This window comes from Roseixanthobacter glucoisosaccharinicivorans (assembly GCF_043195095.2).
Lineage (GTDB): Bacteria > Pseudomonadota > Alphaproteobacteria > Rhizobiales > Xanthobacteraceae > NCEH01.
On record NZ_CM195538.1, the window covers coordinates 2,104,167 to 2,126,090 of the forward strand.

The 21,924-nt window shown below is 66.2% G+C and carries 17 protein-coding genes; 9 read left to right on the forward strand and 8 right to left on the reverse strand.

The window, feature by feature from the left end:
• Positions 1-188 precede the first annotated feature (188 nt).
• The 3 genes from V5F78_RS09470 to V5F78_RS09480 all read right to left on the reverse strand — a co-directional run bounded on the left by V5F78_RS09470 (position 189) and on the right by V5F78_RS09480 (position 4,500).
• Positions 189-1,220, reverse strand: a complete 1,032-nt coding sequence (locus V5F78_RS09470) for an AI-2E family transporter (RefSeq protein ID WP_394071705.1) — start codon at positions 1,218-1,220, stop codon at positions 189-191.
• A gap of 141 nt (positions 1,221-1,361) precedes the next feature.
• Positions 1,362-3,008 (reverse strand): long-chain-fatty-acid--CoA ligase, encoded by a 1,647-nt coding sequence (locus V5F78_RS09475; RefSeq protein WP_394071704.1) that lies wholly within the window; start codon positions 3,006-3,008, stop codon positions 1,362-1,364.
• A 160-nt stretch (positions 3,009-3,168) separates the two neighbouring features.
• The gene (locus V5F78_RS09480; protein ID WP_394071703.1) at positions 3,169-4,500 is read right to left on the reverse strand and encodes an OmpP1/FadL family transporter; all 1,332 of its coding nucleotides are present in this window, start codon (positions 4,498-4,500) and stop codon (positions 3,169-3,171) included.
• 455 nt (positions 4,501-4,955) lie between these two features.
• Between V5F78_RS09480 and V5F78_RS09485 the strand changes: the two genes are divergently transcribed.
• The 6 genes from V5F78_RS09485 (at position 4,956) to V5F78_RS09510 (ending at position 12,329) form a co-directional block, all read left to right on the forward strand.
• Positions 4,956-5,387 (forward strand): MerR family transcriptional regulator, encoded by a 432-nt coding sequence (locus V5F78_RS09485; RefSeq protein ID WP_394071702.1) that lies wholly within the window; start codon positions 4,956-4,958, stop codon positions 5,385-5,387.
• A 279-nt stretch (positions 5,388-5,666) separates the two neighbouring features.
• Complete coding sequence (locus tag V5F78_RS09490) at positions 5,667-6,803, forward strand: thiolase family protein (RefSeq protein WP_394071701.1); 1,137 nt, start codon at positions 5,667-5,669, stop codon at positions 6,801-6,803.
• A 14-nt stretch (positions 6,804-6,817) separates the two neighbouring features.
• Positions 6,818-9,145, forward strand: coding sequence for a 3-hydroxyacyl-CoA dehydrogenase/enoyl-CoA hydratase family protein (locus V5F78_RS09495; protein ID WP_394071700.1), 2,328 nt, complete (start codon positions 6,818-6,820; stop codon positions 9,143-9,145).
• Between the two features lie 194 nt (positions 9,146-9,339).
• Positions 9,340-11,130 carry an acyl-CoA dehydrogenase C-terminal domain-containing protein gene (locus V5F78_RS09500; RefSeq protein WP_394071699.1) on the forward strand — a complete coding sequence of 597 codons (1,791 nt, stop codon included), beginning with the start codon at positions 9,340-9,342 and terminating at the stop codon, positions 11,128-11,130.
• A gap of 80 nt (positions 11,131-11,210) precedes the next feature.
• Positions 11,211-11,519, forward strand: a complete 309-nt coding sequence (locus tag V5F78_RS09505) for an SCP2 sterol-binding domain-containing protein (protein WP_394071698.1) — start codon at positions 11,211-11,213, stop codon at positions 11,517-11,519.
• Between the two features lie 276 nt (positions 11,520-11,795).
• On the forward strand, positions 11,796-12,329 hold the full coding sequence (locus tag V5F78_RS09510; RefSeq protein ID WP_394071697.1) for a hypothetical protein: 534 nt from the start codon (positions 11,796-11,798) through the stop codon (positions 12,327-12,329).
• Between the two features lie 118 nt (positions 12,330-12,447).
• Here V5F78_RS09510 and V5F78_RS09515 read toward each other — a convergent pair whose 3' ends face one another.
• Positions 12,448-12,873: an organic hydroperoxide resistance protein gene (locus tag V5F78_RS09515; protein WP_394071696.1), complete on the reverse strand. Its 426-nt coding sequence runs from the start codon at positions 12,871-12,873 to the stop codon at positions 12,448-12,450.
• Between the two features lie 285 nt (positions 12,874-13,158).
• Between V5F78_RS09515 and V5F78_RS09520 the strand changes: the two genes are divergently transcribed.
• Complete coding sequence (locus V5F78_RS09520) at positions 13,159-14,454, forward strand: MFS transporter (RefSeq protein ID WP_394071832.1); 1,296 nt, start codon at positions 13,159-13,161, stop codon at positions 14,452-14,454.
• Positions 14,455-14,758: 304 nt separating this feature from the next.
• Here the strand turns inward: V5F78_RS09520 and V5F78_RS09525 are convergent, their stop codons facing one another.
• Together V5F78_RS09525 and V5F78_RS09530 are read right to left on the reverse strand one after the other, a co-directional pair.
• Positions 14,759-16,102 carry an ATP-binding protein gene (locus tag V5F78_RS09525; RefSeq protein WP_394071695.1) on the reverse strand — a complete coding sequence of 448 codons (1,344 nt, stop codon included), beginning with the start codon at positions 16,100-16,102 and terminating at the stop codon, positions 14,759-14,761.
• Positions 16,099-16,821 carry a response regulator gene (locus V5F78_RS09530; protein ID WP_394071694.1) on the reverse strand — a complete coding sequence of 241 codons (723 nt, stop codon included), beginning with the start codon at positions 16,819-16,821 and terminating at the stop codon, positions 16,099-16,101. The genes V5F78_RS09525 and V5F78_RS09530 overlap by 4 nt, the downstream gene beginning before the upstream one ends.
• A gap of 210 nt (positions 16,822-17,031) precedes the next feature.
• Between V5F78_RS09530 and V5F78_RS09535 the strand changes: the two genes are divergently transcribed.
• Together V5F78_RS09535 and V5F78_RS09540 are read left to right on the forward strand one after the other, a co-directional pair.
• Positions 17,032-17,823 (forward strand): hypothetical protein, encoded by a 792-nt coding sequence (locus V5F78_RS09535; protein ID WP_394071693.1) that lies wholly within the window; start codon positions 17,032-17,034, stop codon positions 17,821-17,823.
• A gap of 76 nt (positions 17,824-17,899) precedes the next feature.
• Positions 17,900-18,136 (forward strand): hypothetical protein, encoded by a 237-nt coding sequence (locus V5F78_RS09540; protein WP_394012114.1) that lies wholly within the window; start codon positions 17,900-17,902, stop codon positions 18,134-18,136.
• 25 nt (positions 18,137-18,161) lie between these two features.
• On the opposite strand, the gene mdoH is transcribed toward V5F78_RS09540, so the two are convergent.
• A complete protein-coding gene (mdoH, locus tag V5F78_RS09545; RefSeq protein ID WP_394071692.1) occupies positions 18,162-20,336 on the reverse strand; it encodes a glucans biosynthesis glucosyltransferase MdoH in 2,175 nt (724 codons plus the stop codon).
• Positions 20,324-21,865, reverse strand: coding sequence for an OpgD/OpgG family glucan biosynthesis protein (locus tag V5F78_RS09550; RefSeq protein WP_394071691.1), 1,542 nt, complete (start codon positions 21,863-21,865; stop codon positions 20,324-20,326). Before V5F78_RS09550 ends, mdoH begins: the two co-directional genes overlap by 13 nt.
• Positions 21,866-21,924 lie beyond the last annotated feature (59 nt).

Consider the following 21,924-nt stretch of genomic DNA (forward strand, 5'->3'; position numbering starts at 1 on the left):
GCGCGCGAACATACACGGCGCCCACGCCACCGCAAACCATACGATGCGGGCGGGTTTCAAACGCGCTTTAAGGTCGCGCTCAAGCCCCCTGCCCCGCCCATGCGAAGCGTTCGCACCAGTCGGTCAGAGCCGGCCGCCTTTGCCGCCTTTGCCGCCTTTTCTCGCAGGGAGGCTTCCTCTGGGGGATTTTATCCGGACGTCTCTTGCCCGGCTGCCCCGTGCCCCGCCGGCTCGGCAAGCGCCTCGCGCCGCCACACCGCGAACACCACCACCGTCAGCGGCGTCGCCAGCAGCACGCCGAGCGGCCCGAGCAATGTGCCGACCGCCACCACGGCGAACAGGCTGACCGCCGGGGGGATCGAAACCATCTCCTGTTGCAGCAGCGGCGAAATCACATTGCCTTCCAGCTGCTGCACCACCACGAACAGGGCGAGCGTCCACGCCGCCTCCTCATAGCCAACCGTAAAGGCGAGCAGCAGCGCCGGCACCGCTGCCACCACCGGGCCGATCATCGGAACGAATTCCGCCAGCCCCGCGAACAGGCCAAGCGCGAAGGCCGAAGGTATGCCGATGATCGACAGGCCGACACCGCTGAGGACGCCCACCAGGACCATCGCCATGAGCTGCGCCTTCAGGAAATTGCGCAGCCCGATATTCGCCCGGTCCAATGCATCGTCGATGTGCGGCCGCCAGGCTTTCGGGAAAATGAGCTGAATGCCCCGGCGATACACCTGAGGCTGGATGGCGATATAGATGCCGCCGACCACCACTAGGAACAGGCTGAGAAGAACATTGGCGACATTGCTGGTGAAACCGCGCAGGACCGATAGCACCGTGGTGCCGGACGGCACGGCATTTTCCGCTTGGCGGAGCAAATCGTCGGTCAGTCCGGCCAACCCGAAGCGGTCTCGGAACTCGGCCCAGGCCTGGGGCAGGCGCTGCACGAGTTCAACCACCTGGGCCCGGATGAGGCTGCCGAACAGATAGAGCGTGACCGCGAGGATCACAGCGACCAGAAACGCCGCAAGCGCAAGCGCGGCGCGCGGCGGCAGCGTCGTGACCCGCGCGATCGGTTCGGACAAGGCGTGCAGTGCCAGCGCGATGAGCACGGCCGCAAAGATCAGCAGGATAAGGTCGGACACCAGCCAGGCGACCAGGAAGCCGGCGGCGACGAGGCAGCCCACAGCCACCCCACGCGCCACGCGCGTTTCAAAGCCCATAGGCGGTGTCCATCTGCGGCGTCCTTCCGTCTGCGGCGCGACCCTCTCGCTTCCGCAACGCCACCGGGCGTGGGGCGTTCCCCGGACGCCCATCGCGCCGAACCGCTGATGAATTTCAGCGTGGCACCTCCGCGCTCGGGATCAAGCGCGCTTGCGCCGCTCCTCCTCCACCAATTCCTTCTTCGAAAGCTTGCCCACCATGGTCTTAGGCAGGGTCTCGCGGATTTCCACCTCTTTCGGCAGCTCGATTTTCGAGACCTGCGTCACGAGGAAGGCGAGCAGCTCATCGGGTGTCGCGCTCGCCTCGGCCCGCAGGGTCACGAAGGCCTTGGGGCTCTGGCCGCGATAAGGGTCCGGCACCGCGATCACAACGCATTCCGCCACCGCTGGATGCAGATAAAGTGCTTCCTCGATCACGCGGGGATAGACATTGTAGCCGCCGCACAAGATCACGTCCTTGATGCGATCCACCAAGAACAGATAGCCGTCAGCATCCAGGTAACCGACATCGCCGGTGCGGAACGCGCCGTCCACGAAGGCGTGGGCGGTTTCCTCCGGCCGGTTCCAATAGCCGGACATCACTTGCGGGCCGCGTGCGCAAACCTCTCCCTTTTCACCCAGTGGAACCAGGCGGGAGGGATCGGCGAGGTCGCGAATCTCGATTTGCGTGCCGGGAACCGCGGTGCCGACCGATCCGTCCTTGATGACGCCGAGGGGCGGGTTGGCGGTCAGCACGGGCGAGGTCTCGCTCAGTCCGTAGCCTTCCACCAGCTTGCAGCCGCTCAGTTCCTCGAAGCGGTGGCGCACTTCGCCCGGCAGGGGCGCGCCACCGGAAATGCAGAGGCGCAGCGAGGACAGGTCATATTTTTCGAGATCCGGCGCATTGTTGATCGCCGTATAGATGGTCGGCACGCCGGGAAACAGGGTCGGCTTCTGCGTGGCGATGGTCGCCAGCAGATCGCCCAGGTGAAAGCGCGGCACGAGGATGATTTCCGACCCGGCCGCGATGGGAATATTCATCACCGTGGTCATGGCGAACACATGGAACAACGGCAGGACGCCGAGCACCCGCTCGGCGCCGACTTCCAGGCACCGCACGTGCGCCATCACCTGGCGCGCATTGGCGACCACGTTCGCATGGGTCAGCATCGCACCCTTGGGAATGCCGGTGGTGCCCCCGGTATATTGAAGCACCGCGACATCGCGCAGCGGATCGACCGAGATCGGCGCCGGGCGGCCGACATCGCGCACAAGGTCCTGATAGCGGATATGGCGGCCGTCCCCGCGCGCAAATTCCGCCAGATCCTTGCGCCGCAAGAGCGGAAACAGCAGCCCCTTCAGCCAGGGCAGAACCTTGGCGAACGGACAGACGATGATCGACTTCAGCCCGGATTCGTCGGCGACCGCCGCAACCCGGGAATGGATCACCTTCAGGTCCGGAACCACCATGATGGTGGTGCCGGAATCGCGGATCTGGTTGGCGAGCTCCCGCTCCACGTAAAGCGGGCTGAAATTCACCACGATGCCGCCGGCCCGCAGGATCGCGTAATAGAAGATCACCGAATAGGGCGTGTTGGGCAGGCACAGGCCGACCCGCGTCTCCTTACGCACGCCAAGGCGCTGAAGGCCGGCGGCGGCGGCATCGACCATCGCGCCGAGCTGGGCGTAGGTCCATCTGCGCCCCATGAAATTCATGGCCGCGCGCGCGCCATGCTCGGCCACGCTGACGTCCAGCAGGTCGCTCACCGGCGCTGCCGCGATGCCTGCGTCCTGATTGCGATCGAGCATTTGTGTTTCCCCTCTCGATGGAGGCGCGCATCGCCGCGTGACACGGCGCCGGCCTCTCTTGCTTGCGGGGCACCTCACGGTGCCGCCGCGCGCATCATGGAGCGCAATTGTGCCGGGAAAGCGAAGCTTGATGCGCGCTCCCGACCGCGCCCCACTCACCTCACTTGGTGATGAGGGCGGTCTTCACCGGCACGGAGTCGAAGCGGTAGCGCACGCCGACCGAGACGATGTCCACATAGGCGTTGTTCACTTCAGCGACCAGCACGCCACGGGTGAGATTGGCGGTGTCGAGCGGGGAGAGGTTGATCGGGCCGCTTTCGCCGAAGATGTGGGTATAGGCCAGATCAATGCTGAGGTTATCCGTCCACGCATAGGTCAGGCCGCCGGAAAGCCAGAGCCGGTTGCTGTCGGGCAGGCGCGGGGTGCGGTATTCGTCGGTGACGGGCGAGATTTCATAAGCAAGACCCGCGCGCAGGGTGAGCTTGGGGTCCCACTGATACTCGAGGCCGCCGGAGAAGAACCAACCATCCTGCCAATGCAGCGAGAGGATCGAGGGGGCCGAAGGGACCGCGCTGTTGGGCTGGATGACCAGCTGCTGCAAGTTGGACCAATTGGTCCATTCAACCGTTCCGAGCACGGTCCAGCGCGGGTCGAGCTGCGAGCGCAAGCTGGCGGTGATCTGGTCCGGCAGGTTCAGGCCGGCGGTCGCGGGCGCCTGGCCGGCGATCACCCCGATGGGCAGCGAGGAGGTGACGGAGCCGCTGAGATTCTGGTCGATGGCCGAGCGATAGCCGATGCCGAGCGTGGTGCCCGGCCGCAAGGTGAACAAGGCGCCGAGGGTGAAGCCGACGCCCATATCGTCGCCATTCACTTCGGCGGAACCCTGAAGATAAGACGGCGCGCCGGTGAGGATCTGCGCCTGGTTCAGCTTGGCGTCGATGTAATTGACCGCCACGCCGCCGCCGAGGGTCAGCCAGTCGTTGACCTTATAGGCCACAGAGGCGGTGGCGTTCATGTCGAAGATGCGGCTGTAGCACCCGTAATACCGACCGGACCAGTTGCACGGCGCGTCCGTGATGAGGCCGTAGGGCGACGTGATCGCGAGCCCGACCGCCCAGCGATCAAAGGCATAGCTGATATAGCTGGTGGGCAGCGTGCCGTTGTCGACGATGTCGCCGACGCCCACGGTGCCAAGATTGGCGCCGAGCGCGCTGCGGGCGCCGATCACGTCGATGGAGGCATGGGGGGCGATATAGGTGACATTGCCTTCCACAGAGAGGCCAGGAGCAAAACTCATGGCCGCCGGGTTCCAGTACATGGAGGCAAGGCCCGCGCCGCCCGCCGCGTTACCGGCGAACGAGGTGCCTTGATAGTAGGAACTCTGCTCGCGCAGGCCGAAGCCGCCCGCCGAGGCGGTCGAGACGCCGCCCAGGAGCAGGGCCGGCATCATCAAGGCGGTACCGGTATGAGCAATGGCGTGACGTCTGGACATAATGCCCCCCAAGGTTGCGTTTCCACCCGGCATCCCGTCTTGTGCGGCGCACGTATCAGTGCTTGTGATGCCCTATACGTCAACAAGCATGCCTATTCGGCTGGCAGCGTCAACCGGACTGCAGACCGAGGAGGTGCGAAAATTACTTTAACCACTCCTCTGTGGCAGACGTGCAACGTTGACGGGGTAGATGTCCCCGCTGGATCCACGGAATTCGTATCGGATTCACAATGATACGTCAGCTGGATTGACCTTTTTGCATTGAAGGAGGCGAGACGGACACAGCGAGAGCCATTGTGCAGCGCCCAGATGGCGTGCCCGAATCTTTTGCGTCGCAATATTGAAATGATAACTGCCAAATCACGTCTTCCAAACCGCCTGGGTCGGGGGCTTGCGCCGAAGGTTAAAGCATGTATCCTGCGTTCGTTGGGTGACGTATAGGTAAAGGTGCGACAGTGGCAGTTAAGCGCGGTGCCTCCGGTGCCATAACCGACACATTCTTCACCGTGACCGAGCTGGCGCGGGATCTCGCCGTCACGGCCCGCACCATTCGCTTCTACGAGGACAAGGGGCTCATCACGCCCCGGCGCGCCGGAAATATTCGCGTCTATACCAAGCGCGACCGGGCGCGGATGGCGCTCATCCTGCGCGGCAAGCGCCTCGGCTTCAGCCTGCGGGAAATCAAGGAATATCTTGACCTCTATGACGTCGATCCGACCCAGATCGAGCAGATCCGCCTGCTGCTGAAGCAGGTGCGCACGCGCCTGGAGATGCTCGAGGACCAGCGCCTGGCGCTGGAGGAGACCATCGTCGAGCTGAAGGAGATCGAGGCGCAGACCGAGGAGGCCCTGAAGCAGGAAGTCGCCTCCAAGCGCATCGCCGGCTGAAGACAGCGCGTTCCCGTCCGGGTCCCCGGCCCGCGCGCCGCGCCTGTTTGCGGGCGTCTATCGGGCGTCATTACCGGCGCGGCATGATCGGGCGGGCCCACCGCTCGCCGCCTGGCGCGGCATGACCGAGCAGCGTTCAGATGCGGAATGCGAGCGGCAGTTTCTGACCCTCGCGCGCAAGCACATGAGACATCACGCCAATAACATTTGGTCTTCGAACACGAAAACGCGGCACCCGAACAAGAACACTGGCAACAAAGACATCTGGTAGGAGAGCCCATGCAGAACGTGGTTATCGCAGGCTATGCCCGCTCGCCTTTCGCGCCCGCCAAGAAGGGGGACCTCGCCCGCGTCCGCCCGGATGACATGGCCGCCCAGGTGGTGCGTGAGCTGATCGCCCGCACGAAGGTCAATCCCGAGGACATCGAGGATTTGATCGTCGGCTGCGCCTTTCCAGAGGCCGAGCAGGGCTTCAACGTGGCGCGCCTCATCGGCATGATCGCCGACCTGCCGCAATCGGTCGCCGGAGTCACGGTGAACCGCTTCTGCGGCTCTTCCATGCAGGCGATCCACATGGCCGCCGGCCAGATCCAGCTCGGCGCCGGCGAGGTGTTCGTGTGCGCCGGCGTGGAGAGCATGAGCCGCGTGCCCATGACCGGCTTCAACCCCATGCCGAATCCGGCCCTGCACGAGAAGAACCCCGCCGCCTACATGGCCATGGGCGACACCGCGGAGAATGTCGCGCGCAAATGGCAGATCAGCCGCGCGGATCAGGACGCCTTCGCGCTCAAGAGCCAGCAGAAGGCCGCGAAAGCCCAGGCCGAGGGCCGGCTGAAGGATGAGATCGTCTCCATCCGCATCAACGGCAAGAGCGTGGATGTGGACGGCTGCATCCGCACCGAGGCCAAGCCGGAGGATTTCGCCGGTCTCAAGCCCGCTTTCGATGAAAACGGCACCGTCACCGCCGGCACCTCCTCGCCGCTCACCGACGGCGCGTCCGCCGTGCTGGTGTGCACCGAAGCCTATGCCGAGAAGCACGGCCTCACCCCGCTCGCCCGCCTGCGCGGCGTTGCGGTGGCCGGCTGCGCGCCGGAAATCATGGGCATCGGCCCGGTCGCCGCCACCCGCAAGGCGCTGGCGCGCTCCAACATCCAGGTCGGCGACCTTGATGTGGTCGAGCTGAACGAGGCCTTCGCCTCCCAGGCGCTCGCCTGCATCAGCGATCTCGGGCTGCGGGACGACACCATCAATATCGACGGCGGCGCCATCGCCATCGGCCATCCGCTCGGCGCGACCGGCGCGCGGATCGTCGGCAAGGCGGCCTCGCTGCTCCAGCGCGAGGGCGGGCGCTATGCGCTCGCGACCCAGTGCATCGGCGGCGGACAGGGCATCGCCACCGTTCTCGAACGCATCTGAGCGGAGCGCGAGAGATGAACGAGATCAAGAAGGTCGCCGTTATCGGCGCGGGCGTCATGGGCGCCGGCATCGCCGCCCATGTGGCGAACGCGGGCATCCCGGTGCTGCTGCTGGACATCGTCCCCGAGGGTGCGGCCAACCGCAATGCCATCGCCGAAGGCGCCATCGCCCGCCTGCTGAAGGCGGACCCCGCCGCCTTCATGTCGAAAGCCGCCGCCAAGCTGGTCACGCCCGGCAATACCGAGGACCATCTCGATCAGCTGGCCTCCTGCGACTGGATCGTGGAAGCGGTGATCGAGCGGCTCGACATCAAGCAGGCGCTTTATGCGAAGATCGAGGCTGCGCGCACCCCCGGCTGCGCGGTGTCCTCGAACACTTCCACCATCCCGCTGGCCGATCTCACCGCCGGCCTGCCGGACAGCTTCGCCCGCGATTTCCTCATCACCCACTTCTTCAACCCGCCGCGCTACATGCGTCTGCTGGAGATCGTCGCCGGCCCCAAGACCGACCCCGCGACGGTGGCGAAAGTCTCGGCCTTCGCCGACGTGAAGCTCGGCAAGACGGTGGTGACCTGCAAGGACACGCCCGGCTTCATCGCCAATCGCCTCGGCACCTTCTGGCTGAACCTCGCCGTGGGCGAAGCCATCGAGAAGGGCCTGAAGGTGGAAGAGGCGGACGCCGTGATGGGTCGTCCGTTCGGCATTCCCAAGACAGGCATCTTCGGCCTGCTCGACCTCGTCGGTCTCGACCTGATGCCGCATGTGCAGGGCAGCCTGGAGCGCGCGCTTCCCAAGAGCGATCCCTTCCACGCCACGCTGCGCGACGTCCCCCTGGTCAAGACCATGATCGAGACCGGCTACACGGGCCGCAAGGGCAAGGGCGGCTTCTATCGGCTGAACCGCGAGAATGGCGGCAAGCTGAAGGAAGCCATCGATTTGTCCACCGGCGCGTATCGCCCGCAGGAAAAGGCGGCGCTGCCGGAGCTTGAGGACGGCGGCGGCAGAGATCTCCTCGCCCTTCTCTCCGCGCCCGGCGCGGGCGGGCGCTATGCCTGGGCCGTGATGGGACGCACCCTCGCCTATGCCGCTCGTCTGGTGGGCGAGGCGGCGGACGACGTGGTCGCCATAGATGAGGCCATGCGCCTCGGCTACAATTGGAAATGGGGCCCGTTCGAGCTGATCGACAAGATCGGCGCGGCCAACCTCATCGCCCGCCTGAAGGCGGACGGGGAAGAGATTCCCGCTCTCCTCGCCAGCGCCGAGGCCCAGCCTTTCTATCGGGTGGAGAACGGCACGCGGCGCTATCTCGGCCGCGACGGTGCCTATCACGACGTGGTGCGCCCGGAGGGCGTGCTGCTGCTCGCCGACATCAAGCTCAACAGCGAGCCCCTGATGAAGAACGGCTCGGCGGCGCTGTGGGACATCGGCGACGGCGTGGTGTGCCTGGAATTCACCAGCAAGGGCAATTCGCTGGATGAGGGCATCATCACCTTGCTGACCAAGGCGACGCGCCTCGTGAAAGACAAGTACAAGGCGCTCGTCATCTATAATGAGGGCAATAACTTCTCCGTCGGCGCCAATCTCGGCCTCGCCTTGTTCGCCTGCAACATCGCGGCGTTCGGCGAGGTGGAGAAGCTGGTGGCGACCGGGCAGAAAGCCTATCAGGACCTCAAATACGCCCCCTTCCCCGTCGTCTCCGCCCCCGCCGGCATGGCGCTCGGCGGCGGCTGCGAAATCCTGCTGCATTCCGATGCGGTGCAGGCCCATGCGGAAAGCTATATCGGCCTCGTGGAATGCGGCGTCGGCCTGCTGCCGGGCTGGGGCGGATGCAAGGAGATGCTGACCCGCTGGCAGAACGCCAAGGGCATGCCCAAGGGGCCCATGCCCGCGCCCTCCAAGGTGTTCGAGCTGGTGAGCGTCGCCACCGTCTCCAAATCCGCGGCGGAAGCGAAGGAATATCTGTTCCTGCGCGAAACCGACGGCATCACCATGAACCACGACCGCCTGCTGGCGGATGCCAAGGCCAAGGCCCTGGCGCTGGCGGAAAACTACGTGCCGCCCAAGCCCAAGGACCTCACCTTGCCCGGCCCCTCCGGCAAGACGGCCCTGGTGATGGCGGCGGAGGGCTTCCACCGGCGCGGCATCGCCACCAAGCACGATCTGGTGGTGGCCGGAGCGCTGGCCGAGGTCCTCTCCGGCGGCAAGGCGGACCATATCGAGCCGGTGACGGAAGCCCAGGTGCTGGAACTGGAGCGGGCGAACTTCATGCGCCTCATCAGGACCAATGCGACGCTGGCCCGCATCGAGCACACGCTCGAAACCGGCCGCCCGCTGCGGAATTAAGTGGCATCGCCTGAACAGTCCCCTCTCCCGCTTGCGGGGGAGGGCTAGGGAGGGGGAAGGCGGACGATCGCAGTTTGGCAAATGGTGCCCTGCTTGATTGCCCCCTCCCCGCCCCTCCCCCGCAAGCGGGAGAGGGAGTTAGCCCTCGAACATGAGCCTCTTGGAGAGGCCGCAAGGACAACGGGAGAGCGACCATGCAGACGTATCAGCCCCCGCTCCGCGACATGCGCTTCGTGCTGCACGAACTGCATGGCAGCGAAAGCCTGAAGGATATGAAGGGCCTCGAAGAGGTCACCCCCGATCTCATCGACGCGGTGCTGGAGGAAGCTGGCAAGCTGGTGACCGAGGTGCTGGCGCCCATCAATATGGCGGCCGACCAGGAAGGCTGCACTTATGAGAACGGCGTGGTGCGCACGCCCAAGGGCTTCAAGCAGGCCTATGAAACCTATCGCGAGGGCGGCTGGAACGGCATCGCCTGCGATCCCGAATGGGGCGGCCAGGGCCTGCCGGCGAGCGTGACCAAGTTCATCGAAGAGATGATGTGCTCGGCCAACCTGGCCTTCGGGCTCTACCCAGGCCTCACCCACGGCGCCTATATCGCGCTGAAGAACCACGCCTCGCAGGAGCTGAAGGAGCGCTATCTGCCGAAGATGGTGGAGGGGGTCTGGACCGGCACCATGTGCCTCACCGAGCCCCATTGCGGCACCGACCTCGGCCTGCTGCGCACCAAGGCGGAGCCGCAGGACGACGGCAGCTATCTCATCACCGGCAACAAGATCTTCATCTCCGCCGGCGAGCATGACCTGACCGAGAACATCATCCATTTGGTGCTCGCCCGCCTGCCGGACGCGCCCAAGGGCATCAAGGGCATCAGCCTGTTCCTGGTGCCGAAATTCCTGCCGACCGAAGACGGACGGCCCGGTATGCGCAACGGCGTGCAGTGCACCGGCATCGAGCACAAGATGGGCATTCACGGCTCCGCGACGTGCCAGCTCTCCTTCGACGACGCCAAGGGCTGGCTGGTCGGCGAGCCGCACAAGGGCATGCGCGCCATGTTCTCGATGATGAATTCCGAGCGCCTCTCCGTGGGCACGCAGGGGCTCGGGGTGGGAGAAGCCGCCTATCAGGGTGCGGTCTCCTACGCCAAGGAACGTCTTCAAGGCCGCGCGCTGACCGGGGCGAAATATCCCGAGAAGCCCGCCGACCCGATCATCGTGCATCCCGACGTGCGGCGCACGCTCATGACCATGCGCGCCTATAACGAGGGCTGCCGCGCGCTCTCCGGCTGGGTGGCGCGCAACCTCGATCTGATGGAGCGTTCCAACGATCCGGAGGAGCGCCAGCGGGCGGAGGATTTCACCGCGCTGATGACGCCGATCGTGAAGGCCATGTTCACCGATCTCGGCTTCACCAATGCCTCGCTCGGCGTGCAGGTCTATGGCGGCCACGGCTACATCCGCGACCACGGCATGGAGCAGTATCTGCGCGATGCCCGCATCGCCATGATCTATGAGGGCACCAACGGGGTGCAGGCGCTGGATCTCGTGGGCCGCAAGCTCGGCGCCCACACCGGGCGCTATCTGCGGGCCTTCTTCCACCCGGTGCTGAATTATATCGACGCAAAGCTGGACGACCCCGACCTTGGGCCGCTGGTGGGCCCGCTCGGCAAGGCGTTCGGCGCGCTCCAGCTCGCCACCGCCCACATCGCCCAGAAAGGCATGCAGGACCCCGACGAGGCCGGCGCGGCGGCGACCGAATATCTGCGGCTGTTCGGGCTCGTCGCACTCGGCTACATGTGGGTGCGCATGGCCGAAGTGGCCCTGCAGAAGCGCGGCGAAGCCAATGGCGATGCCGCCTTCTACGAAGCCAAGATCGTGACCGCGCGCTTCTTCATTGATCGCCTGCTGCCGGAAGTGGCGGCCCTGTGGGGCTCAATCAAGACCGGCAAGGCGTCCATGATGGCGCTGGACGACGCGGCTTTCTGATCCTAACTGAGGGCGTGCCGAAGGCGCGCCCCCTCCTTGGACACGGCGTCTCGGCGAGGCGCACGGATGCAGGATCGACCATGGCAGACCTTTCCTCCCTCATCGAGCTCATGAACGATCGCGCCGGCGCCTTGAGCGAACTTGGCTATCGCGTGCGATTCGACCTGACCGATACCGACGAATCCATCCTGCTGGATGCCACCGGCCCGGCGGTGGAGGTGAGCGAGGGCACCGGCGAGGCCGATGCCGTGTTCAAACTCTCTTCAGACACGCTGGACAAGCTCATCACCGGGCGCATCGGCCCCATGTTGGCGTTCTCCACCGGCCGGCTGCGGGTCGAGGGCTCGCAGGGCGTGGCGCTGAAGCTCGCCGGCCTGCTGGACAGCTGAGCGCGCCGGCGGCGATTTCAGCCGCCCTCGCCCCGCGAGGGACGCGCCCAGTTTTTAGAAGTATTCGCCTTCGCGCGATTTCTCCCCGAAGGTTGCGATCAAGTTCATTTAATTGACACACGCGGCGCAAGCGCCTTCAAGACACAGCCCGAACTTAACCATAAGCCGGCAAGCATTTTTCCCACCAGCAACGGGCATGAGAGCTCTGGTAAAGCGCGAGAGCGGTGGTAATGTACGCGCGTAATGACGGATTAACGTCTGCCCCGGGAGAGTTCGATGAAATCTGTGATTTTAGGCGCGCTGTTCGCGATGGTCGGCGCCATCGGCATGGCGAACGCCCAAGGCGCCAAGCCCGCCAATACCGAAGAAATGAAGCCGGCCAACTGGTTGTTCGTCCAGGTCGCCGATTCGGTTACGGTCGACGACAAGACGATCACCCTGAAAGGCATCGCGCCGCAGACCCTCATGTTCTCCGACCGCCCCGAGCGCATGACCGGCGATGCGCCGACCGCGAACTTCGTGAAGTTCTGGAACACCGGCAAGGACAGCTTCCAGAAGGACGCTCCCAACGCCACGCTCTCCGTGACCGTGGACGGCAAGCCCACGACCGCCGTGGTGGAACTCACCAACCCGGTCCTGAATGGCGATACGCTGGTCTATAATTACAAGCTGCTCAGCGACGAGAAGCCCGCCTCTGGCACCAATGCCAGCCTGTTCATCGACTGGTGGTATGGCTACGGCCCCTATTGGCACCCCGGCTATTGCTGGCGTGGTCCTTACGGCGGCCTGCACTGCCGTCCGGGCTGGTGAGCCCTCGCCCGTCTGAGGCCTGAAACGAAGACCCCCGCCCGGCTCGGCCGCGGCGGGGGTTTTCTTTTGGATGTCGCGCGGCGGCTCACCCGGGCCACCGCGCCTTCACCGAGATCGCTCAGGCGATTTCGAGCCCGACGTCCACATTGTTGCGGGTGGCGTTGGAATAGGGGCAGATCTGATGCGCCTTGGCGACCAGATCCTCGGCCTGGGCGCGCTCGATGCCCGGCAGCGAGATCTTCAGGGCGGCGGTGATGCCGAAGCCGCCTTCCGAGCGCGGGCCGATCCCGATCGTGGCGGTGACCGTGGCGTCAGCGGGGATGCGCACCTTTTCCTGTCCGCCGATAACCTTCAGCGCACCGAGGAAGCAGGCGGAATAGCCAGCCGCGAACAATTGTTCGGGATTGTTGCCTTCGCCGCCGGCGCCGCCGAGTTCCTTCGGGGTGGCCAGCTTCACGTCGAGCGTGCCGTCGGTGGTGGTGGCGCGGCCGTCGCGGCCCCCGGTGGCGGTGGCCTGGGTGGTGTATTTCACATCGACAGTCATGGGATGTCTCCTTTGAAAATCCGTTTAGGACGCTGCGGCAACCGCCCCGCTCGCCATGTGCGAGCCCTTGAGGCGACCCCATGAATGTTTTAATAGCTCACGATTAAATCGCGCGCAATACATTTTTTGAAATCCGTCCTGATACCGCCGCGCCACACCGGACGCGCAAGCGCCGCACGCCTCCCGCACGCCATTGCCTGCGGGCGGAAAGCTCCCTATCCAGAAGGCGTTGCAGCGGACGGGGCCGCACGGCCCATGGAGAACGTGATGTCTGGGACCGCGCATATGGACGCCAGCCTGCCCCGCAAATCCCCCTCCAAGGCCGCGACGGTCTTCCGCGTGACCAGCGGCAATTTCCTGGAGATGTTCGACTTCTTCCTGTTCGGCTTTTACGCCACGCATCTGGCCGCGGCGTTCTTTCCGGTACACGACCCATTCGCCTCGCTGATGCTGACCTTCGGCACGTTTGGCGCGGGTTTCCTGATGCGGCCGCTCGGCGCCATCATCCTCGGCGCCTATGTGGACAAGATCGGCCGCCGCAAAGGCCTGATCCTGACGCTGGCGATCATGTCGTGTGGCACGATTCTCGTCGCCTTCGTGCCGGGATATGCCACCATCGGCCTGCTGGCGCCCCTGCTGGTTCTGATTGGCCGGTTGCTCCAGGGCTTTTCCGCCGGTGTGGAGCTGGGCGGGGTCTCGGTCTATCTGTCGGAAATGGCGACGCCCGGCCACAAGGGCTTCTATGTGAGCTTCCAGTCGGCGAGCCAGCAGGTGGCGATCATCGTCGCCGCCGCACTCGGCTTCGCCCTGAATGAATGGATGAGCCCGCAGGCCGTCTCCGACTGGGGCTGGCGCATCCCCTTCTTCATCGGCTGCCTGATCGTGCCGTTCATCTTTGTCATCCGCACCTCGCTCCAGGAGACCGAAGAGTTTCTCGCGCGCAAGCATCGCCCCGACGCCAGCGAGATCTTCCGCTCTATGCTCACCAATTGGCCGCTGGTGCTGGCGGGCATGATGCTGGTGGTGATGACCACGGTGTCGTTCTATCTCATCACCGTCTACACCCCGACCTTCGGCCGCGCGGTGCTGAAGCTCAGCGCGGCCGACAGCCTGATCGTCACCTTCTGCATCGGCGTTTCGAACTTCTTCTGGCTGCCGGTCATGGGTGCGCTGTCGGACCGGGTCGGGCGCTGGCCCCTGCTCGCGGGCTTTTCCCTGCTCGCGCTCGTCACCGGCTATCCCGCTCTGTCCTGGCTGGTGGCCGAACCGACCTTCGGGCGCATGCTGCTGGTGGAGCTGTGGCTGTCCTTCCTCTATGCGAGCTATAACGGCGCCATGGTGGTGGCCTTGACCGAGGTGATGCCGGTGAACGTGCGCACCTCCGGCTTCTCGCTCGCCTATAGCCTCGCCACCGCTTTGTTCGGCGGCTTCACGCCGGCCGCTTGCACTTGGCTGATCGAGGCGACCGGGGACAAGGCGGCTCCTGGCCTGTGGCTCGGGTTCGCGGCCCTGTGCGGCCTGCTGGCCACCGCCGCGCTCTATCTGCGCCGCGATGGCCGCAGCTTGGTGAATGCCGTCTAGGACCGATCGACAGTCATGGCTTGACGCCATTGCAGCAGAACATCGTCATGCACGGGCTTGTCCCGTGCATCCACGCTGAACCGCTGGCACCGACTTTTCAAGGCGTGCGCGGGCGGCCCTGCGTAGATGGCCGGGACGAGCCCGGCGATGACGCGCAAAAGACGACGGCTGATGAAAGTAAGCCAAGGGCGCGAACCTGCCGTCAGGCGCCACGACCATGCATCACGCCACTGACCGTCGATCCGCCCCAGCGCATTTTCGAGCGGGGTGGACACCGGCCTACACAAGGCGGTGACTCGGGAAGTCACAAGACGTTGCGGTCTTCCGTGTCCTGGTGATCCTCCACGCTGGGCAACTCCACCCGCTGGATCAGGCCGCCGGACGGCTTGTTGGCGAGCGCCAGCTTGCCGCCGTGCCGCTGGATGATCTCGTGGGCGATCGCCAGCCCGAGGCCGGCACCGGGGATCGTCACCTGGCGCGCCGGATCGGTGCGGAAGAAGGGCTCGAACACCTGCGCCATCAGATGTTCGGGAATGCCGGGCCCGTCGTCCTCGATCAGCAACAGGGCGCATCCCGCGCCCGGGCGCAGATAGACCCGCGCACCGCGCCCGTGGGTGGCGGCATTGACGATGAGATTGCGAATCGCGCGCTTGAGCGAGAGCGGCTTGCCCGCGACGTTCAACGGGCACGCCTCGACCAGCTCGGCACCGAGACCGCTTTGCTCGGTTTCCCGCACCACGGCCTTTACCACCTCGTCGAGCGGCACGTTTTCATCCGGCGCGCCGCTGACTTCCTCGCGTACGAGGCGGATGGCGCTGTCGGCGATGTGGTCGAGCTCGGCGAGATCGTTGAACCAGCGCTCGCGCTCCTCCTCGTCCTCGATGAATTCCGCCCGCAGGCGCAGGCGCGTGAGGGGGGTGCGCAGATCGTGCGCGGCCGCGGCGACGATCCGCATGCGGCTGTCCATCGCCATCTTGAGCCGGTGGGACAGCAGATTGATGGTGCGCGCGGCTGCCCGCACCTCGGTGGAGCCGGTTTCAGCGAGCTGCGGCAGTGAACCGTCGACGCTGACCTGATCCACCGCCTGCTCGATGAGCGCGAGCGGCCGCAGCAGGCGCTGAACCGCCACCGCCACCACGATCGTGACGCCGAGGGCCACCAAGGCGAACCATCCCAGCACCCCGTAGGGAATCGCCGGTGGCGGGGGCAGCATGTGCTGCTCGATGGGAAATCTCAGCCATCGGCCATCCTTGAGATGAACCAGCGCCAGATGTTCTCGGCTCCCCTCGTCCGGCGGGCCATCGACGGGCGGCGGGCCCCCGGGTGACGAGCCGGGGGCGAATTCCGTAATTACGGTCACGGCGCGGGCGATGCCCTGCCGGCCCAGAGCCTCGGTCAGCGCCCGGGAGGCAAACGGATCGGCCATGCCTTCGGGCGGGGTGACGCTGAAGATGTCTGGGCTGGCAACCGCATCCGCCCCGTTCTCGACCATCTTCACCACCATCGCGAGCTGGCTCGCGGTCACGGCTTGCTCAAAAATCGGGCGCGGTCGGCCGGTGACCAGAAGAAACACCGCGGTGGCAAGGACGAGGACCAGCAGGATCGCCACCACCAGAAGCGCCGTCACCCTTGCACGCAGTGATTTCACGATGCGGTCTCGAGCATCTCCACCCGCGCGGCGAACTGATAGCCGCCGTTGCGCTGGGTCTTCAGGATCTGGAACGAGCCGGCATCGCCGAGCTTGCGCCGCAGCCGGCTGACCAGCACGTCGATGGACCGGTCGAAGGGGCCCGCCTCCCGGCCCTGGGTGATGTCCAGCAGCTGATCGCGCGACAGGATGCGGCCAGGCCGCTCCAGAAAGGCGAGCAGCAGGTCGAATTCGGCGGCGGTGAAGGCCAGGTCCACGCCCTGGGCATCCAGCACCTGGCGCGAGGTACGCTCCACCGTGAATCCGCAGAAGCTGTATTTCTGCGCGAGGCCGGGATCGGGCGGCACATCGTGCATGCGCCGCAACACCGCGCGGATGCGCGCCACCAGCTCGCGCGCATTGAACGGCTTGCCGAGATAATCGTCCGCCCCGACTTCCAAGCCGATGATGCGGTCCACCTCCTCCTTGAGCGCCGTCAGCAGGATGATCGGCACCCGAGAGCGCGAGCGCAGCGAGCGGCACAGGTCCAGGCCCGAAGCGTCCGGCAGCATGAGATCCAGCACGACGAAATCAATGCGGTTGGTGGTGAGCTTTTCTTCCATCTCCCGGCCGCTCGCAGCCAGGGACACGCGAAACCCCTGGCTCGCGAGATAGCGGCCAAGCAATTTTCGGATTTCATGGTCGTCATCGACCACGAGAATATGGGGCGCCGCTTCCAACTGAATGTTTCCCGTTGTAGTCCCCATCGCTCTAGCGCAGGCGGCGCAAAGATCCGCCGGCGGAATGCAATTTTCCATTGCCATCATGCGCCCAGCAACGGCCGCTCACAAATCCCCGAGTTTGAGAAACATCCAGAAACCAACCGCCATACCTGGGCAATTGCCGGGGGGCATCGTCCGGTCATCGAAAACGACCTGAGGACGATCTAGATGTTGAAACGGGCCATTCTCGCCCCCTCGGTGGTGCTGGCGCTCGGCATCGGCGTGGCCGGCTTCGCGGCCGGCGGCTTTGCCTTCGCGGACGGCACCACGCTTCCGGCGAAGAGCACGGACCGCATTTCAGCGAGCGAGGGAACGAGCGGCTTTGCCATGACCGCCCGTGCCACGCAACTGGCCGATGCCACCCCGCCCGGCCCGCGCGACCGGCAGCCCGTGATGCGGGACGCCGACCAGGACGGCACGCGGCGAACCGCCCCTGGCCTCCATCCCTCGGAGCTCCCGGGAAACGGCCCGTTCGCAGGTCGCCCGCCCTTGGGCGGACAGGTGGTGGCGGCCGCATCGCTCGCGGCGATGGAGACCTTCGTCGGCATCCGCGCCGACCAGTTCGATGCGTGGCGCACCTATACCAATGCCGTGCTGGCGCTGCTCCAGCCGCCGAAGCCGCCGCAGGAGGCGGAGAAGCCCGCCCCATTCGCGCGGGCCGAGGCCATCGCGCGCCATATGGCCGAGCAAGGTGCCAAGGCCCAGGCGGTGCTCGACGCGCTCGCGGCGCTGAAAAGCAAGCTCACCGAGGACCAGCTCCAGCGCGCGGCGGAGCTTTCCGCGCTGCTGCCGCCCGGCCCGCCGCGCGGCCCGCTCGCGTTTGCGTTCGGCGCGCCCCTCGCCCCGCCGATGCCGCCCCCCGGCGTCGAACACCCCCATCTGGGCGGACATGGCCCGCAGGCCCTGCCGGATCCTTCCGACGCCGACACGGCGTCCCAGCATCCGCGCCCGGCGCTCTGAGCGCAGGCAGATCAACGGGCGGGGGCCCATGCGAGGACGGGCGCAAAGCGCCCTCCCGGTATCACAAGGAGCCCACATGACACCGACGCACGCGGCACATATCGACATCGCGCAGGCCGACGTAACCGAATTCGTCGCCAAGCTGATCTATGAGCGGACCTATCACAAGGTCTGGGAAGACGCCGCCCAATGGGCGCGCAAGGACAGTGTCTCCTGTGCCGAGACGGTGGTGGACGCGCTGCGGCACGCGGCGCTTTTGCCGGGCGAGCAGGCCCCCGTGCACCGGGCGCACGTGCAGCCGCCCCGCCGCTGAACCGCTTCGGGGTCAGGAAGCGACCTCAGCCGCGAGGGTCCGGGAGGGCCAGGAGCGCGGCGAGCGCCTCGCCATCGCCAAGCGCTGCGGCCTTTTCTCGTGCGGAAAGCGCGCCGATCGCCTCCGGCAGGCTTGCGGCATCGGCGATCTTGGCGCGCGCCACCAGGCGTTCGGGGGAATGATCCCCGCGCCGGCGCGCACCGCCGTCTGGCAGGAAGGCGATATGGGCCGCCCTCAGGCGCCCGTCGCCGCGCAGCCGGGCCACCGCCTCGCCCTCGCGCAGCTCCACGGCCAGTTGCTCGGCGATCCGGCCGGACTGTTCCAGCACGGGCGGTGGCGTGCGCTCCTCAGGCACCGTGAGGAGGCCGAGCCGCCGCAATCCCGTCCCCGCGCCGCGCAATGCCGTGAGCGCCACCAGCGGCACCGCCAGCACGAGGCCGAGGATCACCGGGCTCATCCACCAGAACAATGGCGCGGCGATGAGATAGGCCACCACACCCAGGGCGAGCCCCAGCAGGGTGTGAAAACCATACCGCCGCAGCAGGGCACCGAGCGGCACCGAGCCATCATCACGGCGCTGCGGCTGCCAGCCGGAATCCCGGCCCATGAGGATGCTGGCCACCGCCGAGGATTGGATGATCATCATGATCGGCGCCATCAGGCCCGAGAGCAGGGTTTCCACCAGCACCCCGAAGAACGCCAGTATGCCGCCGCCGAACCCGCGCCGCCGGCGCGCGTCGAACAGCATCAGCACATAGGCGATGAGCTTCGGCGCCAGCAGCACCGACATGGTGCCGACGAACACCCAGGCGGCGCGGACGGGGTCCTGCGCCGGCCAGCTGGGAAACAGCGAGAATTGCGAGGGGAAATAGTCCGGCGGCACGAAGCGCCCCTGGAGCGACACGAGGAGGCCGGCGGTCAGCATGGCGAGCCACAGCGGCGCCGTGATGTAGGAGCCGATCCCGGTCAGAAGATGCAGGCGGCTGACGAATTTCAGCCCGCGCCCCGGCAGCACCGCGGCGTGCTGGAGATTGCCCTGGCACCAGCGCCGGTCGCGCACCGCAAGGTCGGTGAGGGAGGGCGGGCCTTCCTCATAGCTGCCCTCCAGGCCCGGCACCATGTGCACCGCGTACCCGCCGCGTCGGATCAGCGCCGCCTCGACGAAATCATGGCTCAGAATATGCCCGCCGAACGGCTTGCGGCCCCGCAGATGCGGCAGGCCCGCGCAGTGCGCGAAGGCGGCGGTGCGGATGATGGCGTTATGGCCCCAATAATTGCTTTCGCTGCCGTGCCACCAGGAAAGGCCGTGGGCCAGCAGCGGCCCGTAGAGCCTGCCCGCGAATTGCTGGAGCCGCGCGAAAAGCGTGCGCCCGCCGACGATGATCGGCAGGGTTTGGATGAGGCCCACGCCGGGATTTTGCTCCATGGCGGCGGCGAGGCGCACGATGGCATCGCCGGTCATGACGCTGTCGGCGTCGAGCACGATCATACTCTCATAGGCGCCGCCGAAGCGCGTCACCCATTCGCCGATATTGCCGGCCTTGCGGTCGATATTCTTTGCCCGCCGCCGGTAAAACAGATGGCCCTCCCCGCCGGTGCGCGCGCGCAGGGCCAGATAGCCCGCCTCCTCGGCGATCCAGACGTCCGGGTCGGTGGTGTCGGAGAGGATGAAGACGTCGAACTTGTCTCCCTGCCCGGTCGCCAGGAGCGATTCATAGGTCGCCTGGAGCCCCGCCATCACCCGCGCCGGGCTCTCGTTGTAGCACGGCATCAGCAGCGCGGTGCGCGCGGACACCGCCGGCAAGGGCGCGTCGGGATCTATGCCGAGCGGCCCGGCGCCGGACCGCAGCAGGGAAAAGATGCCGCTGAGCGCGCTGGTGCAGGAAAAGGCGATCCACGCGAACAGGACCACGAACAGGACCAGCACCACGCCTTCCAGCCAGGAGAGCGATCCCACGGAGAGCACGAGATACATTTCCCATGCCGCAAAGACCGTCATGGCGATGGCGCCGCCGATCACCAGCACCCGCCGCCAGAAGAGCCCGGCGGGCGCGGTATCGGGACGGCGCGTCACATGGGGACTGACCGAGAGCGACTGCACGGGCATGGCGAGCGGTGCCTCGGGCGGAAGCGCCGGCGCCGTCGCCTCGGGCGGCGGGGCGTCCATCGCCAAGGCGCGCGGGTCCGTCAGGCTGTCCATCTATAGACCCAGACTTCGGACATCACATCCGAGTCCCGCAGGATCTGCGCGCGCAGCTCGGCGAGGTCGGCATTCTGCGGATCGAGCACGAACGAGAGCCGCCAGCCCTGGATATCCGGATTGGGCTGCAGGACCACATCCTTCACCGTGCCGGCGCTGGTGGAGACCTGGGCCCGCAGGGTGGTGATGTCCATGTCCTTCAGCGTATCGCCCACGACATCGACCACGAACAGCCGCCCGCCGCTGGCCGCGCCGCTGCGGGTGGCGCCGAAACGGGCGGGCGGAGCGGCCTCCGCATGGTCCCAGGCCCAATACAGGCGATAGGTGAAGGCATATTCGCCCCCCTTGCGCAGCGGCTCCTTCGGCCGCCAATAGGTGACGACATTGTCGTGCACTTCCTCGCGGGTCGGAATTTCGATCAGGTGCACCGCGCCCTCGCCCCAATCGCCGATGGGCTCCACCCAGACGCTCGGGCGCTTTTCGTAGCGCGCTTCCAGGTCCTGGTAGTCGAAGAAGGAACGCTGGCGCTGCATGAGGCCAAAGCCGCGCAGGTTCGAATCCATGAACTGGCTCACCTGCAGCCGCTTGGGATTGGTGAGCGGCCGCCACAGCCGCTCGCCCCGGCCGTTGACGATGGCAAGCCCCTCGGCATCGCGCACAGCGGGGCGGAAATCATCCACGTCGTTGCGGTCGTTGGGGGCGAAGAAGAACATGGATGTGAGCGTCGCGATGCCGGCCTGATCCATGTCGGTGCGCGGATAAAGCGTCATCTCCACCGCCATGGCGGTGGGATCGCCGGGACGGATGGTGAAGCGAAACGCCGCCGCCGCGCTCGGGCTGTCGAGCAGCGCATGCACCACCACCGAGTCCGTGTCCGGCCGCGGCCGCTCGATCCAATAGGCGACGAACAGTGGGAATTCCTCGCCGCCCGCATCGCCGGTCTTCACCGAGAGCCCGCGCGCCGAGGAGCCATAGACCTGCCCCTTGCCGACCGCGCGGAAATAGCTCGCGCCCTGGAATGCCGCGACCTCGTCGAAATAGTCGGGGCGGTTGATCGGCGCGTGCAGGCGAAAGCCGGAAAAGCCGAGATTGTCCTTGGGGTCGGGCGCGGCGACATTGTGCTCGAAATTGAACAGGTCGGGCGAATAGGCGAGCGGGCGCGCCTTGCCGTCGGCGACGATCGAGATATCCACCCGGTCGCGGAACAGAAAGCCGCGGTGGAACATCTGCAATTGGAACGGCAGCTTCTCGCCGCGCCAAAGTGCCTTTTCAGGATTGAAGCGGATGTTGCGGTAATCGTCATAGCTCAGCTTATCGAGCTGGGACGGCAGTTTCTGGTCGGGGGCCTTGTAAGGCTTGGCGGCGCGCTCGCGCGCCAGCTGGCGCACGGTATAGGCATCGAACGGCGTGCCCTCGCTCGCCGGTGCCGGGGTCTGCGCCTGCGCCGCGAGCCCGCCGAAGAACGACGCGCCGAACGCCCCCATCAGCGGAAGGAAAGCGGCGGCCTGGACGACCTGGCGACGATGCATGAACGGGCCTCATAAAATGAAAGTCGGGCCGCAACTCGCCCCATTTGAGGATCGCGATG

What these genes read in the sequence shown, in the direction of transcription:
- V5F78_RS09515 (WP_394071696.1), bottom strand. Translation starts at nt 12,873, where the DNA reads ATGACTGTCGATGTGAAATACACCACCCAGGCCACCGCCACCGGGGGC.
- V5F78_RS09510 (WP_394071697.1), top strand. Translation starts at nt 11,796, where the DNA reads ATGAAATCTGTGATTTTAGGCGCGCTGTTCGCGATGGTCGGCGCCATC.
- V5F78_RS09470 (WP_394071705.1), bottom strand. Translation starts at nt 1,220, where the DNA reads ATGGGCTTTGAAACGCGCGTGGCGCGTGGGGTGGCTGTGGGCTGCCTC.
- V5F78_RS09540 (WP_394012114.1), top strand. Translation starts at nt 17,900, where the DNA reads ATGACACCGACGCACGCGGCACATATCGACATCGCGCAGGCCGACGTA.
- V5F78_RS09490 (WP_394071701.1), top strand. Translation starts at nt 5,667, where the DNA reads ATGCAGAACGTGGTTATCGCAGGCTATGCCCGCTCGCCTTTCGCGCCC.
- V5F78_RS09500 (WP_394071699.1), top strand. Translation starts at nt 9,340, where the DNA reads ATGCAGACGTATCAGCCCCCGCTCCGCGACATGCGCTTCGTGCTGCAC.
- V5F78_RS09480 (WP_394071703.1), bottom strand. Translation starts at nt 4,500, where the DNA reads ATGTCCAGACGTCACGCCATTGCTCATACCGGTACCGCCTTGATGATG.
- V5F78_RS09495 (WP_394071700.1), top strand. Translation starts at nt 6,818, where the DNA reads ATGAACGAGATCAAGAAGGTCGCCGTTATCGGCGCGGGCGTCATGGGC.
- V5F78_RS09520 (WP_394071832.1), top strand. Translation starts at nt 13,159, where the DNA reads ATGGACGCCAGCCTGCCCCGCAAATCCCCCTCCAAGGCCGCGACGGTC.
- V5F78_RS09475 (WP_394071704.1), bottom strand. Translation starts at nt 3,008, where the DNA reads ATGCTCGATCGCAATCAGGACGCAGGCATCGCGGCAGCGCCGGTGAGC.
- V5F78_RS09505 (WP_394071698.1), top strand. Translation starts at nt 11,211, where the DNA reads ATGGCAGACCTTTCCTCCCTCATCGAGCTCATGAACGATCGCGCCGGC.
- V5F78_RS09535 (WP_394071693.1), top strand. Translation starts at nt 17,032, where the DNA reads ATGTTGAAACGGGCCATTCTCGCCCCCTCGGTGGTGCTGGCGCTCGGC.
- mdoH (WP_394071692.1), bottom strand. Translation starts at nt 20,336, where the DNA reads ATGGACAGCCTGACGGACCCGCGCGCCTTGGCGATGGACGCCCCGCCG.
- V5F78_RS09550 (WP_394071691.1), bottom strand. Translation starts at nt 21,865, where the DNA reads ATGCATCGTCGCCAGGTCGTCCAGGCCGCCGCTTTCCTTCCGCTGATG.